Below are 14686 nucleotides of genomic sequence, written 5' to 3'. Positions count from 1 at the left end.
TGTGCTCATGTCGCCCGCCGCAGAGCTGGTTCGCCGCGTCGGATGCGGACGCGGATGCGGATGCGGAGCGTGCCCGGGCCGGTGGGTGCAGCCGTTCGAGAAGGGGCGCCCTGTCGTCCCTGCCGCCCGTCCGGGCACCACGGTGCGTGCGGCAGCGTGTCCTGCCGGCGGTCAGTCGCCCTCGCGCAGTCGGCCGAGCCCGTCCAGGAGGAGTTCCAGGCCGAAGCGGAACTCGTCCTCCAGCGGCACCGGCATCCAGTCGGCCACCGCCGCGGTGGCGGGATACGTCGAGGGATCCGCGGCCCGGAAGACGGCGGACGCCTGGCTGTCGCTGCCGGACTCTTCAGTGCCGTGGAGCCCGCGCATCTGGATGGCGAAGCCGAGGACGTAACGGGAGAGAGTGGCGTAGGCGTGCGCCGCCACCCGTGGCGGGAACCCGTCCGCGAGCAGGACGGCGATGCAGCGCTCCCGCACGGCCATCGCGTTCGGGCCGACAGGGATCCCCTCGACGAGCAGCGGCGCCACGTTCTCGTGCCGGCTCACCGCGTCGAACATGGCTTGCGCCCCTGCGCGGCAGGCGTCCCGCCAGCCCATGGCGGCGAACTCGTCCTCTTCGATCTCGACGCCGCCGAACATGCGGTCCACGACGTGGGCCACCAGAGCCGCCCGGTTGTCGAAGTGCCGGTAGAGCGTGGCCGTGCCGGAGCCCAGGCGCTGGGCGAGGGTGCGCATCGACAGGGCCTCGGCACCCTCCTCGTCGACGATCTGCACCGCCGCGGCGACGATCCGCTCCAGCGGGATGGGCGGACGGCCGGGAGAGCGCCGCCTCGGCGACTCGCTTCCTCGCAGCTGATCTCGTGATGTCGACACGCGCAAAAGTATGCCGCCTGACAGGAACCGATTATCGGAAACGCTGTATCCGTTCCGCCCCGACCTGCGGAGCTGGGCCGGGACCCACGGACTGGTTCACCGCGAGCTCACCCGGGCACATCGCGTCCGTACGACGAGCTGCCATCATGCCCGGATGGCCCACGACATCGTGTTCTTCCTCGCGCCCGACGACACGACCGCCGCCAGGACGCGGCTGCGGGGACCTGGGGCGGCCTTCCCGACGGTGGCCTGCCGTTTCGTGGAGCCGGACAGTGCCGTCGTCGAGTGGGACATGTACTTCGCGGAGCCCTCGGCCGAGGCCCCGCCGCTTGAGCGGCTCCTCGGGTGGGAGTGGCCGCGATGGGTGACCACCCCCATGAACGACGGCATCGAGGTGTTCGCTCTGCCGGAGCGGCTGACCCGGGCACTGGCCGGCGCGAGCCCCGTCCAACTCGAAGAGCTCGCCGACCGCTGGTCCACGCGGCTCCGGTCCGAGGACGGGGACGACATGACCGACGACGACCTGATGGCAGTCCTTCAGGGGGTTGCCCGGCTGGCGGTGTCCGCGGTGAACACGGGTGGTGGTCTCTACAGTTGGAGCTGTTGACCTTCCGCCTTCGAGGCGGCGAGCTCAATCGTCGGCGTCCCTCTCGCTCAGCTTGCGTCCGATCTGCTTGCGCGATGTGATGCCGAGCTTGCGGAAGACCCTGCTCAGATGGAACTCGATGGTCGAGGTGGTGACGAACAGCTGGGTGGCGATCTCCGCGTTGGTCAACCCCGACGCGGCCCGGATCGCCACATGGAGTTCCTGCGGGGTGAGGTCGAACTGGGTGTCGACCGTTCGTTTGCGTGCGGTCTCCCCGGTGGCCAGCAGCTCCACTCTCGCCCGTTCGGCGAAGGGCGCGGCTCCCCAGGAGGCGAAGGACTCGTAAGCGGCCCGCAGCTGGACCCGGGCATCGGCACGACGCCTGCGGCGGCGCAGCCACTCGCCGAAGAGCAGGCGCGACCATGCCAGCTCCACGGCCACCGGGACCTTCTCGAGCTGCGAGATGGATTCCTGGTACAGCTGCTCGGCTCCGTCGTCGTCGGACATCAGGGCCCGGCAGCGCGCGAGCAGACCCAAAGCCCACGGGGTGCCGGCCAGGGGAGCGCGCTCCTGCATGCGTTCCATGGCCATGACCGCGGCCTTCCGGTCGCCGGCCCGCAGCCCGGCTTCGACCATTCCGGCGAGATTGATGTCGCCGAGGACCAGCGGATCGTGGTCGAAGACGGCGAGCAGGGCGTCGAGAGCCTCTCGGTACCGTCCGCGACCGATCTCGAAGATGCTCAGGGCCTGGCCGATCCACCGCCGGTTCAGTGCGAGTCCCAGGTTCTCGGCCATGGCGTGCATCGTCGCGACCGCGGCCCGCAGCTCGGCCTCCCGGCCGGTCCAGGCGTACAGCAGAGCTCTGTTGAAGTCTCCCGACACGCTGAATCCGGTCGCGGCCATGTAGTCGTCCGCCTCGTCGAAGCAGCTCTCGGCCACGGCGAACCGGCCGTCCCAGATCTCCACGGTCGCGACGGCGACCAGCGCGATGCTGAGCCCGTAGAGCGCTCCGTGGTCGCGATCCGCCGTCACCAGTTTCGCGAGGATCTCCCGCTTGGCCTCGATGTCCCACAACTCGTCGCCGGCGAGGCTGACGACGGCGCTGAACGTGTTCCGGTCCTGGAGTTCGTCGGCGGTGCGCAAGCGGGCCAGGGCCGCGGTCAGCTCCGGAGCTCCCGCGGCGTAGCCGTGGGCGAGCAGGCGGGCCAGCGCCGCCATCAGCGGATCGGGGCTCCAGGCGGGCAACTCCGGCGCGTGCCAGGCGTCGGCGGCGGCCTTGGCGACCTCGCGGGGTGTCGTTCCCGTGATCGCGCGTCCGCCGAAGATCGCAGCATGCGTCGCCTCGCGCAGCAGGTCCCAGGTCGCCGTGGGATCGGCGGTGCCGAGGTCGGCCACCGCGTCCAGCAGCATCGCGGGCACTTCGCGGGGGCGGGCCCAGGCCATCTCGATGGACGCCCGCAGCCGTGTCGCGCGGGCCCGGGCGGCCGGGCCGGCCAGGTCGGGGGTGGCCAGGTCGAGCAGCGGCTGGGCCGCCGGCAGATTGCCGGAGGCGAGGTGCGCCGCCGCCGCGTCGAGATAGCGCTCGGCCCGCTTGCCCGGGTGCGCGGTCAACTCGGCAGACCGGGTGAGGACCAGGGCCTGTTCGGAGTATCCGCCACGGGTCTGGGCCAGTTCGGAGGCGGCTTCGAGCTCCGCGGCCACGCTGTCGTCCGGACCGTGGGTCGCCTCGGCCAGATGCCAGGCCCGGCGCTCGGGGGCGCTCGTGGCGGCGAGTGCCGCCTGCACGGTGCGTCGCTCCTCGGCGGACGCGGCCGAGTGAACCGCCGACCGGATCAGCGGGTGGCGGAATTCCCCGACGACATGGCGGTTCAGTATCCCCGCGGTGATCGCGGGCATGGCCGACCGGATGGACAGCCCCAGGGCGCCGGCGGCGCGCCACAGCGCCGCTCGGTCGTCCGTCGGCGTCGCGGCCATGAGCAGCAACAGGGTCTGGGTGTCGGCGGGCAGCAGCGCCGCGGTCTGCCGGAAGTGTTCCTCCAGATGCCGGCTCAGCGGCAGCGGCTCGGGCAGTGGTGTGACCCCGGCCAGCTGTGTCGCGTCCAGGTTCACGGCGAGTTCCGTGAGCGCGAGCGGGTTGCCTCCGGTGCCGGTGACGAGCCGCTCGGCGACTGTCTGGTCCAGGTGACCTGTCACGCTGTCGGCCAGCAGGGCCCGGGCCTCGTCGGCCGCGAGCCCCTCCAGCCGAAGTCCGGGCAGGGCGCCGAAGACATCGTGACCGCCTGTCCCGGCGCGTCCGGCGAACAGCAGTCCGAGGCAGTCCGCGTACAGGCGCCGGCCGACGAACGCCAGGGTCTCCGCGGACTCGCGGTCCAGCCACTGCACGTCGTCCACCAGGCAGAGCATCGGCGCCGCCGTGGCCGCCTGTGAGAGCAGTGTGAGCGCGGCCAGTCCGACCAGATGGCGGTCGGACGGCGAGCCCTCGGCCAGGCCGAAAGCGCCGGTGAGGGCCTCACGCTGGCGCTGCGGCAGAGCGGACAGCCGGCCCAGGTGGGGGCGCAGGAGCCGGTGCAGGGCGCCGTAGCCCAGTCGGGTCTCGGCCTCCACGCCGACCAGCCTGACGACTGTCAGGTCCTCGGCGGACTTGGCGGCGTACTCCAGAAGCCGCGACTTGCCGACTCCCGCGTCGCCGGTGAGCACCAGGACTCCACTGAACCCGTCCCGGACCGATGCGAGCAGCCTTCCGATCGCCTCACGCTCCGCGTGCCGGCCGACCATCGGCGCTCCCGCCGTCCGATCGACCCCTGACCACACCATGAGCTCCCCTTCGCGCTGCTCCGCCCGGTTCAGACGCTAGGCGCGCTGCCCCACGCCGAGCGAGCGTCACATGACGGTGGTCAGCGCAACGCGCTGACCACCGTCCGCAGCTCGGCACGGGAGACGACGCCGAGTTTGGGGAAGATGCGGTGCAGGTGGGAGCTGACCGTCCGGTGCGAGAGATACAGCTGCCGGCCGATCTCGCGGTTGGTCAGTCCCTCGGCGGCCAGCTGCACGATCTGCAGCTCGTGCGGGGTCAGCTGGTCGCGGGCGTCCGGATCGCGGCGGCGGCTGGTCTCGCCGGCCGCGCGCAGTTCGCGGCGGGCCTTCTCGCCCCACGGGATCGCCCCCAGCGCGTCGAGCATGTCCCGCGCGACACGAAGGTGGTCCCGTGACTCCACGGACCGGCGGCGGCGCCGGAGCCACTCCCCGAAGGCCAGGTGGGTCCGGGCCCGGATCAGCGGCCAAGCGGCCAGGTCCGCCTGCAACGCCGTATCGAACAACACCTCGGCCGCGGCATCGTCGTCAACCAGGAGCGCGCGGGCCAGGCGCAGTTCGGCGTGCAGCACCGGTGCCGGAGTCACGGCGGCGATGTCCTCGAGTTCCGCCACGATCGGCACGACGCTGTCCGCACGTCCGCAGTGCACCGCCGCGTCGACGAGATCGCCGACGGCCGTGAGGCGCAGTGCGACCTGAAAGGCGGGATCGGAGGGATCGTGCACCCGGCGGAAGTGGCCCAGCGCCTCCTCGAACCGTCCCGCGGCCAGGGCGGCCGTCCCGCGGGCGATCAGCGCGATCGCCAGCACGGGACGCGCTCCCGCGGGCAGGCCGATCTCCTCGGCCTCCTCGGCGAGCCGCAGAGCGTCGTCGACCTCCCCGCGCAACGCAGCGAGCTTCGCGGCTATCGCGGTCATCAGCGCGTACATCGTCGTCTGGGTCGTCTCGCGTGCCAGACGGCGTGACTCCTCCGTGGCCGAGATGGCAGCGCCGAGGTCACCGACGACGATGTCGGACCAGGCCTGTGCGCCGGCCGTGCGCGCCAGCAGACCCAGGCGGCCCTGGGCCCGCAGACCGACACTCCCGGCCGCGGCGAAGGCACGCGCGGCGTCGAAGCCGCCGGCCAGCAGCGCCGCCGTGCTCAGCATCCGGTAGGCGCGACCGTCGTCGCCGCCCTTCGGCGTCAGCTCCCGGATCCCGTTCAGGACGAACGCGCCCCGCTCGACCGGCGCCGCATAGGCACATATGGCCAGCCGCCACGGATCGAGGTCGGCCGACACCATGTGCTCGACCGCGTCCAGAATCCGGCGTCGCGCCTCCGGGCCGGGTTCGGACCAGAAGCACAACTGCGCGGCACTCCACAGGATCCGCAGAGCCAGGGCCCGGTCGTCCGCGGCGACGCTCTCGGCCAGCGCCGTGAGGGAGATCACCGAGCCGGGAGGGCCGCCCAGCCCCTCGTCGAAGCTGCCACGGAGCCAGAGCACCGTGGCACGCTGCCGAGGTGACAGTGCCGCGGTCTGCGCGTGGTCGAGCAAGCGGTTCACGGACTCCGGCCGCCCGAGCTCGACGGCGTAGTCGGCGGCGCGCAGCAGGCGTTCGATGCGGTGGACGGGATCGCCGCTGAGCACCGCCGCCTGTTCGAGGGCCGTGACCGCTTCTCCGATAGCCCCGCGGCGTGCGGCTCGAAGGGCGGAGTCCTCCAGCGCCTGGGCGAGGGCCTCGTCCGTGGTCGAGGTGGCCGCGGCTCGGTGCCGCGTCCGGCGGTCGGGGTGGGCGTCGAGCACCGTCGCCAGGGCGGCGTGTGCGGCCTGGCGTTCCGCCGTGGGCATCGTCTGCTGGATCGCCGAGCGCATCAGGGGATGCCCGAAGCGCAGTTCGACCCCGGCGACCGAGACCAGCCGGGCCCGCAGGGCCGGTTCGAGATCACCGATCCCCACGGCCGCACCGGCCAGGAGCCGGGCCGCAGCGAAGATCTCGCTGAGCGACGAACCGCCGTCGAGAGCTGCGACCCGCAGGACGGCCCGCGTGGCCGCCGGCAGTGTCGCCACCCGGTCGGTGAACGCGCGCTCCAGACGTTCGGTGAGCGGCAGGAACGTCTCGTCCGGGTCGGCTGCCTTGTCCAGCGTGCGGGACAGCTCGGACAGGGCCAGAGGATTGCCGGCCGCCGCCGCGAGCAGTCTGCGCCGCGCGGCCGGCCGCAGGCCGGGGGCCCGGCCGTCGAGAAGCGCCGCAGAGTCGTCGTGGGAGAGCGGTTCCAGCGCAACGGTGGTGAGTTCGTCGGGGCTCAGCCGCGACCGGTAGCCGTCCCGCGCGGCGCCGACCACGACGACCGGCTCCGAGCCGATCCGGCGCGCCATGAAGGCGAGGACGCTGACCGTGGCGTCATCGAGCCACTGCGCGTCGTCGGCGAGGATCAGGACCGGCGCGGTCGCGGCGACGTCGGTGATGAGATCGAGCACGGCGAGACCCACCATGAAGACGTCGGGCACCTCGGCCTCGGCATGGCCGAGCGCGGCCGCCAGTACGGGGCGGTGAGCGCTGCCTTCCGTCCGCGCGGGACCGAGCGGTCGCAGCAGCTGCTGGAGACCGCCGAAGGGGAGGTGGCTCTCGACTTCGACACCCACGGCGTGGAGCACTCGGAACCCGAGCGACTCCGCCAGTTCTCCCGTCGCCGCGAGCAAGGAGGTCTTGCCGATGCCCGGTGCTCCGCGGACCAGGACCGCCGCCCCGCGGCTGCCCACCTCCGACAGCACGCCGTGCAGCAACCCGAGTTGCGCTTCCCGGCCGATGAGGTCCACGTTCATCCCTTCGACCGGCCGCCGAGGCCGGTGCCCCGGGCCTGTGCGGCAACGCTCTCGACGAGCGCCGTCAGCGAGTCTACGGAGCCGGGACGGCCGCCCGGTCCCTCGCCGAAGCTGCCGCGCAGCCGGACCACGGTGGCGTACCGCCGCAGCGAGGACGTCGTGCTCCGAGCGTGGCCGAGCGAGCGGCTCACGGACTCGACCTCACGCTGCCGACCCGACGGACACAGCCGGTGGACGAGTGCCACGGGGATGGACGGGGCGTGCATGTCCGGCTCCTGCGGCGAGGTGTGGAACGTCGGGGCCAGGCCCTCTGCGCCTGGGCGGGCGTCCATCGAGGGCAAGCCTTCGGCAGTGCGTCGTGCAGGGCGCTGTGCAGGGTGTCGCAGGCCAGGGCGATGGCCGACGCGGCGGCCTGGGAGCCGCGCAGGGCGTCGAGCAGCACGAAGCCGTGGACGACGCCGAGGTGGCGGACGGCGGTGACCGGCACACCGGCCGCCCTGAGTCCGGCCGCGTACGCCTCGCCCTCGTCGCGCACCACGTCCGCCTCGGCGGTGATGACGAGGCCGGGCGGCAGTCCGGCCAACTGGTCACGCTGCCGAGCGTGCGCACGGCGGTAGCCGGAAGCGAACCTTTCGTACGAAGCGCTGTCGCAGCCCGCGTCGGTGACCGGGCAGAACAGCACCTGGTGAGCGAAGCGCACGTCACCGTGTTCCTTGGCCGGCAGAGTCAGCGCGGCGGCCAGGGTGCCTCCGGCGGAGTCTCCCGCGACGGCCATGCGGGTGCCGTCGAGCCCGCCCGGCCCGTTCTCGCCGGCCGGCCGGCGGGCCACCGTGTGGATCTGCTGGAGGGCGACCGGGTAAGCGGCCTCGGGCGGGCGCGTGTACTCGGGGAAGACCACGGCGGCGTCGGCACCCACCGCCAGTTCACGCACCAGCCGGTCGTGCGTGACGGCGCTGCTGAACACCCAGCCCGGCCCGTGCAGACAAAGGACGACGGGCAGTACGGCGGTGGTGCCGCGCGGGCGGACGATCCGCACCGGCACACCTCCGGTCGGGCCGCCCGGGACCGTCACCCACTCGGCGTCGGTCTCCGGCAGCAAGGCCCGGCCGGACTGCGCCCGTTCCAGAGCTCTGCGGCCACCGGGCGCATCCCGCTCGACGGGGGAGGAGGCGTGGAGGAACGCCTCAACCACCGGTTCCAGAAGGAGCCCATGCGATGTGGTGTACGACGACATGCGCGACCCTTCCGGACCGGGGGCCCGCTGGTCGGGCTGGGACGCATCGCAGTGTAGGAAGCCGGACGGCGGCCGCCTTTGCCCAGCGTGCACCGGTGCTGTGCGTTTCGTGCACTCGCCCCGGCGGCCGAACCGGAACCTTGGCGTCCGCGCTTCGGGAAAAGTCATACTTCATGCCGGGCCCTCGCGGTCCACGAACGTCCTGGTGCAGGGCGTCGCTCGTCGGTGCCTGCGTCGTGGAGCCTGGGGGAATGGCATGAGCGTGGTGTTCTCCGTGCGGTCGACGCCCGGTAGTGAGCGTCTGGAGCACTGGCAGGAAGAGGTCTTCCGCACCTTCGTCCCGCTGCGGATCACTCTTCCCAAGGACGAGCCCTTCAGCGGGACGATCAGCACCGACCGGCTCGGCCCGCTCCAGGCGACCACCGTCGACTGTGATCGTGGCCGGGTCGACCGCACGCCGCGGCTGATCGCCACGCAGAGCGCCGACTACGTGTACGTCGGCCTGCAGCGCAGCGGCCACGCCCACGTGGACCAGGACGGCCGCAGCTCCGAACTGCGCCCGGACGATGTCGCGTTGTACGACACGACCCGGCCGTACACCCTGCGCTTTCCGCAGCGCTTCCGGATGCAGGTGCTGCTCGTGCCCCGCTCCCTGCTGCCGCAGTCCGAGGGAGAGCTCCAGCGGGTCACCGCGACCGCCCTGCACCCGGACGACGGGTTGGGGCGAGTGGTCCTGCCCTTCCTGCAGGGCCTGGCCGACCACGCCCCCACGATCACCCCGGCCGCGGGCGAACGGCTGGCGGTCAGTGCGGTGGACCTCGTGGGGGCGCTCCTCGCCGAGCGGCTGGGCCTTGACACCCGGGACACCCCCGGGGGAAGCCTCGCCCTTCTGCTCCGGATCAAGGCGTTCATCGACCGTCACCTGGCGGACCCCGACCTGTCTCTCGCCTCCATCGCCCGCGAGCACGGCATCTCGGTCCGCTATCTGCACAAGCTCTTCGAGAACGAGCCCGTCACTGCCGCCCGCTGGATCCAGCACCGCCGCCTGGACGGATGCCGTAGCGAATTGTCCCGCCGCTCCCCGGTCACCCTCACGGTCGCGGCGGTGGCACGCCGCTGGGGCTTCACGAACGCGGCCCATTTCAGCCGGGCGTTCCGGGCGGCGTACGGCATCTCGCCGAGCGAGTGGAGAGCCGGTTCGGAGGAGTGACGGCCCGGCCACCCGGGGTGGCCTGCGCGCGTTGCCCTTCCTGGGGCGGCGAGCACGGAGCAGTACGCCGACCGGCCTGATGCGACAGCTCGCACCAGGCCGGTCGGCGACGTTCCGGAAAGCGGGCCCCGGGCTACTTCGCGAGGAAGGACAGCAGCGCGGAGGTGACCTCCTCGGCGTGGGTCCACAGCAGGCCGTGCGGGGCGCCCTCGATCTCGACGTACTCGGCGGCGGGCAGCAGTGCGTGGAAGGGGCGGCCGGTGGCGTCGATGGGCAGGATGCGGTCGCCGGTGCCGTGCAGGATCAGCGCGGGTACGTCGATCTTGGCGACGTCGGCGCGGAAGTCGGTGATCCAGGTGGGCACGCAGGCCACCGAGGCGTGGGCCGAGGCGCCCGCGGCCACGTTCCAGCTGCCGCGGACGGCGGCTTCGCTGATGCGGCTGCCGAGCGTCTCGTCCAGGTTGTAGAAGTCCTGGTAGAAGGCGTCGAAGTAGGCGTAGCGGTCCTTGGTGACGGCTTCCAGGATGCCGTCGAAGACGGACTGGTCGACGCCGGTGGGGTTGTCGTCGGTCTTGAGCAGGAAGGGCTCCAGGGAGGCCAGGAAGGCGGCCTTGGCGACCCGGCCGGAGCCGTAGGTGCCCAGGTAGCGGCCCACCTCGCCGGTGCCCATGGAGAAGCCGACCAGGACCGCGTCGGTCAGGTCGAGGGTGGTGAGGACCTTGTCGAGGTCGGCGGCGAAGGTGTCGTAGTCGTAGCCGGTGGTGGGCTGCGAGGAGCGGCCGAAGCCGCGGCGGTCGTAGGTGATGACGCGGTGGCCGGCCTCCAGCAGGGCGGGGAGCTGCTTCTCCCAGGAGTGGCCGTCGAGCGGGTAGCCGTGGATCAGGACGACGGGCTGTCCGGTGCCGTGGTCCTCGTAGTAGAGCTCGATCGGCGCGCTGTTCTCTTCGCCAACGGTGATGTACGGCATGTCAGCTTCCTTCTTTCCTGCGCGGATTCCCGGGCGGCGCGGTGAGGACGCCGCCGGGGCAGCGCGGATGGTGGTGGCCCGAGCCGTGCTCGGGCGCTCTCCTGACGCATGCTCAGGAGGTGGCGCGGGCGGCGGCCTCGATGAGGCGTGTGGTGGCGCCGGGATGCGAGACGAGGACCGCGTGCGAGGCGCCGCGGATCACCTCGGTGCGGGAACCCGCACGAACGGCCATGGCCTGTTCGGCGGCCGGTGGGACGGCGCGGTCCGCGCCCGCGACCAGGAACCAGGAGGGGATGGACTTCCATGCCGGTGAGCTGCTGGGTTCCGCGAACGCGGCCAGCGCGGCCGGCCGTTGCCCGGCCGCCATCAGGCGGACCTTGCGGGCCGGCACGTCGGCGGCGAAGACCTGCCGGAAGTCCGCCGGGTTGACGTAGGCGTCCTGGCCGCCCGGGAAGGGGCGGACCGTCAGCGCCGACGGGAGGCGGCTGCCCGGGTACTCTCCGAGGATCTCCAGGCTCGACTCGCCCTGGTCGGGGGCGAACGCGGCGATGTACACGAGCGCCTTGACGTTTCGGTGACCGACCGCGGCGTCGGTGATGACAGCACCGCCGTAGGAATGGCCGGCCAGGACGATCGGTCCGGGAATGGTGTCCAGGACGCTGGACAGGTAGGCCGAATCTCCGGCCAGGCCACGGAGCGGGTTCGCGACGGCGATCACGGGATAGCCCCTGTCCTCGAGGCGCGATGTCACCGCGTCCCAGCTAGACGAGTCCGCGAACGCCCCGTGGACCAGGACCACGGTCGGCCTGGGTGTGCTCGGTGCGGTCGGCGCCGTCGCGCTGTTCGTGGCGGACACCGAGCCGGCGGGCGTGGCGGCGGACAGCGCCGGGACCGCGAGCAGTGTCCCGACGGCCAGCGCCGAGAGCATCGGTCTCCTGCGGCGTTGCCGGTCCTCGGGGGATCGGACAGGTGCGATGCCTGTCATGACTGTCCTCCTCATCTCATCTGCTCCTTCCGGGCGGTGGCTCACAAGGACGGCGGCGGTCCGGTGACGCGCAGGTGGAAAGCCTCGGCTGAGGCCACGACCGCCGCCAGGTCGAACTCCGGTGGCAGGTCTCCGGCTTCGGCCACGGGGGTGCCGTTGGCCCTGAAGTACTCCTCGATGAAGGCCGGGCTGTACAGCACCGCCATCCGCGCTCCCTCGGGCGAGCGCACCAAGTAGCTGTGCGGAATGCCGCGCGGCCCGTACGCGACCTGTCCGGGCGTCAGGTCGTGGCGCCGGTCGCCGACGAAGAACGTCACCTCGCCGTCGAGGACGAACCAGACCTCCTCCTCGTCCTCGTGGACATGGTGCGGGGGCGCGTGGCCGGCCGGGTCGGTGAACTCCATCAGGCTGAGCCGGTTGTCGGTCGCGGCGCCGGGAAGCAGAATCCTGGCCTGGCCGCCGAGGAACCAGAAGGGTTCGCGCTCGGCCGTCGGCTCGAAGGTGGGGAAGAACCGGGTCATCTCCGCTCCTGACGTCATCGTCGGCCGCCCAGGAAACGCAGCAGCAGGTCGGTCGTCACTTTCGGTTGTTCCTCGTAGATCCAGTGGCCGGAGTCGGGGACGACGGCCGGGGTGACGTGGGTGGCGTAGTGGCGTACCTGCTTCGCGACCGACGAACCGAGACTGCCGTCGGCGCCGATGGCGAGGACCGGCATCCTCAGCGGCTTCTTCCGGAACCGAGCGTTGTCGGCGATGTCCTGCGGAAACGTCCGGAACCAGGCGAGACTCGCGGCCAGGCGCGCCTCGTCGCGCAATTGGGAGGCGAAGATCTGCAGGTCGTCCGGGTCCAGGGCGTCCTTCTGCACGGCGATGCCCCGCATGAAACCGGTGGTCCAGGTCAGCTCACGGCCCTGGATCAGGCTCTCGGGGAGGCCGGTCCGCAAGGAGAAGAAGCCGAAGTTCCATACGCCGGGGCCCTGGGCGGTCAGCGCGGGGAACTCGTAGATGCCCGGGTCCGGGATCGGGGCCTCGCTGAGCACGAGTTTCCTGACGCTCTGCGGGTACTGCGCGGCGTAGGAGTAGGCGACCATCGTGCCGATGTCATGGCCGACGACATTGACGTCGTGGTCCTTGCCCAGCGACACCAGGAGCGCGTGGAGTCTGGCGGCCATGGTCTTCTTGTCGTAGCCGGACGCCGGGGCGTCGCTCTGCCCCGCGCCGGGCAGGTCGGGTGCGATGACGGTGTAGTGCTCGGCGAGCGCCGGCATGATGCCGTGCCACTCGTACCAGGTCTGGGGGTAGCCGTGGATGAGGACCAGGGTCGGACCGTGGCCGCCGATCACGTAGTTGATGCCGATGCCGGCGACTCGGGTCTTGTGTTCGCCGAAGCCGGCGGGCATCCGCTCGTCGGACGACGATGCCTTGTCGGAGGCCGCGGCCGTGACGGTGACCGACCCGAGGCATACGGCCAGGGCGAAGGCCGCGGCCACCAGGCGGCGGGATCTGGGCAGGCGGAATCTCACTGAGCTCTCCAAGGGATTGCGCCGTCGAGCGCGGCGGGCCGGGAGCGGGCCGCGTCGTGACGGGTCAGAGGGATTCGACGAGGCCGCCGTCGATGACGAAGTCGGCTCCGGTGATGTTCGCCGCCGACGGGCCGGCGAGGTAGACGACGAGCTCGGCGACCTCGGACGGCCGGGTGAAGCGGCCGGTCACCGACTGGTCCGCCGCGCCGCGGGCCACCTCGCGGGGGTCGACGCCGCGGGACTGGCCGACCGTGGCGGCGACACCGTCGGCACCCTGCCACAGCGCCGTCTCCACCGGGCCGGGGCTGACGGTGTTGACCCGCACGCCGCGTGGCCCCACCTCCTTGGACAGGGCCTTGCAGAAGTTGGTCAGTGCCGCCTTCGCCGCGCTGTAGTCGATGACCAGTGGGTCCGGCAGCCGGGCGTTGACGGAGGAGACGGTGACGACACGCCCCGCGCCGGTGGCGAGCAGGTGCGGCAGGGCCGCCCGGGTGGTGCGGACGGCGGTCGTGAAGTTGACCGTGAACGTCCAGTCCCAGTCCTCGTCCGTCACGCTCAGGAAACCGTCCACCCGTGGGCGTAGCGCCCCGACGTTGTTCACGAGGACGTCGAGGCCGCCATGGAGCGCGACGGCCTCGGCGACCAGCGCGTCCGGACCGTCGGGCGTCGCGAGGTCGACCTCCACGACGGTGAGGTCGGCGCCCTGTTTCACGAGCCGGTCGAGGGCTTCGGTGCGTTCTCTCGATCCGGCGACGACGCGGGAGCCGGCGGCCAGGAAGGCCTCGACGACGGCCAGACCGATGCCACGCCCGGCGCCGGTGACGACGACGGTTCGTCCGGCCGGACCGGTGTCGGCGCCGGATGCCGCGGTAGCACGGGACGGACTCGCGCTCATCGCCCGGCCTCCGGAATCTGCTTGCGCAGCCAGTCGAGGACGGTGTCCGCGACCTCGCGCCAGCCGTTGTCGATCGTCAGGGAGTGTCCGCGGTCGGGGAAGTTGAGGATGTCGGTGACGGCCTCGGAGTGCCGGTACTGCTTGAGCGTGGCACGGGTGACGGTCTCGGGCACCGTGTGGTCCTTGCCGCCGGAGATCAGCAGGAGCGGACCGCGTCCGCTGTTCTGTGTGTCGACCTTGGCCGGTGAGTGCGGGTTGAAGTTTGCGGAGGCGGCCTCGTACAGCGGCCTGCCCGGCGCGGGGATGGTCCAGCGTTCGTACAGCGCCGTCGATTCCTCCTCCGAGAGGGCGTTGCCGAACGCGAAGCGGAACTGCTCCGCGGTCAGCGAGACCGACCGGTGCTTGTTGGCCGGATTCCTGAAGACCGGGAACGTCGCCCTCAGTGCGGACAACGGCAGGGGCAGAACGCCCTTGATCTGCGCGGCGTCGATGGCGACCGCGGCGGCGGCGCGGTCCTGGCCGAGCAGCTTCTGCGCGATCATCCCACCGAAGGAGTGGCCGATCACCAGGGGCCGCACGGGCAGGTCGGCGATCAAGGCCGCATAGTGCTCGACGACGTCGTCGATGCCATGGTCGGCGATGCTCTCCGGGTTCTGGCGTGCCTCCTCGACGGTGTCGGGGTCACCGGGCCATCCGGGGGCGGACGGGGCATAGCCCTCGTCGCGGAAGAGGTCGATCCACGGCTGCCACGAGGTGCTGTGCAGCCAGAGGCCGTGGATGAAGATCACGGGAACGGTCATGG

The 14686-nt window shown here is 71.9% G+C and carries 13 protein-coding genes; 2 read left to right on the top strand and 11 right to left on the bottom strand.

Annotated features, from left to right (window positions below):
• Positions 1–171 precede the first annotated feature (171 nt).
• Entirely contained in the window at positions 172–801 is a 630-nt protein-coding gene (locus tag M2163_RS07635) for a TetR/AcrR family transcriptional regulator (RefSeq protein WP_280854295.1), read from the bottom strand.
• A 223-nt stretch (positions 802–1024) separates the two neighbouring features.
• Between M2163_RS07635 and M2163_RS07630 the strand changes: the two genes are divergently transcribed.
• Positions 1025–1477, top strand: coding sequence for a hypothetical protein (locus M2163_RS07630; RefSeq protein WP_280853582.1), 453 nt, complete (start codon positions 1025–1027; stop codon positions 1475–1477).
• 24 nt (positions 1478–1501) lie between these two features.
• Here M2163_RS07630 and M2163_RS07625 read toward each other — a convergent pair whose 3' ends face one another.
• The 4 genes from M2163_RS07625 to M2163_RS07610 form a co-directional block, all read right to left on the bottom strand.
• Positions 1502–4270 carry a helix-turn-helix transcriptional regulator gene (locus M2163_RS07625; RefSeq protein ID WP_280853583.1) on the bottom strand — a complete coding sequence of 923 codons (2769 nt, stop codon included), beginning with the start codon at positions 4268–4270 and terminating at the stop codon, positions 1502–1504.
• An 80-nt stretch (positions 4271–4350) separates the two neighbouring features.
• Positions 4351–7071 carry a LuxR family transcriptional regulator gene (locus M2163_RS07620; RefSeq protein WP_280853584.1) on the bottom strand — a complete coding sequence of 907 codons (2721 nt, stop codon included), beginning with the start codon at positions 7069–7071 and terminating at the stop codon, positions 4351–4353.
• Entirely contained in the window at positions 7068–7262 is a 195-nt protein-coding gene (locus M2163_RS07615) for a hypothetical protein (protein ID WP_280853585.1), read from the bottom strand. Before M2163_RS07615 ends, M2163_RS07620 begins: the two co-directional genes overlap by 4 nt.
• On the bottom strand, positions 7259–8263 hold the full coding sequence (locus M2163_RS07610; protein WP_348541385.1) for an alpha/beta hydrolase: 1005 nt from the start codon (positions 8261–8263) through the stop codon (positions 7259–7261). Before M2163_RS07610 ends, M2163_RS07615 begins: the two co-directional genes overlap by 4 nt.
• Before the next feature lie 298 nt (positions 8264–8561).
• Between M2163_RS07610 and M2163_RS07605 the strand changes: the two genes are divergently transcribed.
• Positions 8562–9515, top strand: coding sequence for a helix-turn-helix domain-containing protein (locus M2163_RS07605; protein ID WP_280853586.1), 954 nt, complete (start codon positions 8562–8564; stop codon positions 9513–9515).
• Positions 9516–9648: 133 nt separating this feature from the next.
• Here the strand turns inward: M2163_RS07605 and M2163_RS07600 are convergent, their stop codons facing one another.
• The 6 genes from M2163_RS07600 to M2163_RS07575 form a co-directional block, all read right to left on the bottom strand.
• Complete coding sequence (locus M2163_RS07600) at positions 9649–10482, bottom strand: alpha/beta hydrolase (RefSeq protein ID WP_053846192.1); 834 nt, start codon at positions 10480–10482, stop codon at positions 9649–9651.
• Between the two features lie 112 nt (positions 10483–10594).
• Entirely contained in the window at positions 10595–11467 is an 873-nt protein-coding gene (locus M2163_RS07595; protein ID WP_280893524.1) for an alpha/beta hydrolase, read from the bottom strand.
• A gap of 41 nt (positions 11468–11508) precedes the next feature.
• Entirely contained in the window at positions 11509–11988 is a 480-nt protein-coding gene (locus M2163_RS07590; RefSeq protein ID WP_280893523.1) for a cupin domain-containing protein, read from the bottom strand.
• Between the two features lie 14 nt (positions 11989–12002).
• The gene (locus M2163_RS07585) at positions 12003–12989 is read right to left on the bottom strand and encodes an alpha/beta hydrolase (RefSeq protein WP_280893522.1); all 987 of its coding nucleotides are present in this window, start codon (positions 12987–12989) and stop codon (positions 12003–12005) included.
• Between the two features lie 64 nt (positions 12990–13053).
• Positions 13054–13884, bottom strand: coding sequence for an SDR family oxidoreductase (locus M2163_RS07580; protein WP_280853591.1), 831 nt, complete (start codon positions 13882–13884; stop codon positions 13054–13056).
• Entirely contained in the window at positions 13881–14684 is an 804-nt protein-coding gene (locus M2163_RS07575) for an alpha/beta fold hydrolase (protein WP_280853592.1), read from the bottom strand. Before M2163_RS07575 ends, M2163_RS07580 begins: the two co-directional genes overlap by 4 nt.
• Positions 14685–14686: the final 2 nt, after the last annotated feature.

Origin of the sequence: Streptomyces sp. SAI-135 (assembly GCF_029893805.1) — a bacterium.
GTDB lineage: Bacteria > Actinomycetota > Actinomycetes > Streptomycetales > Streptomycetaceae > Streptomyces.
The sequence above is the reverse complement of the archived record's forward strand: the minus strand, read 5'-3'. Positions and strand labels throughout refer to the sequence as shown.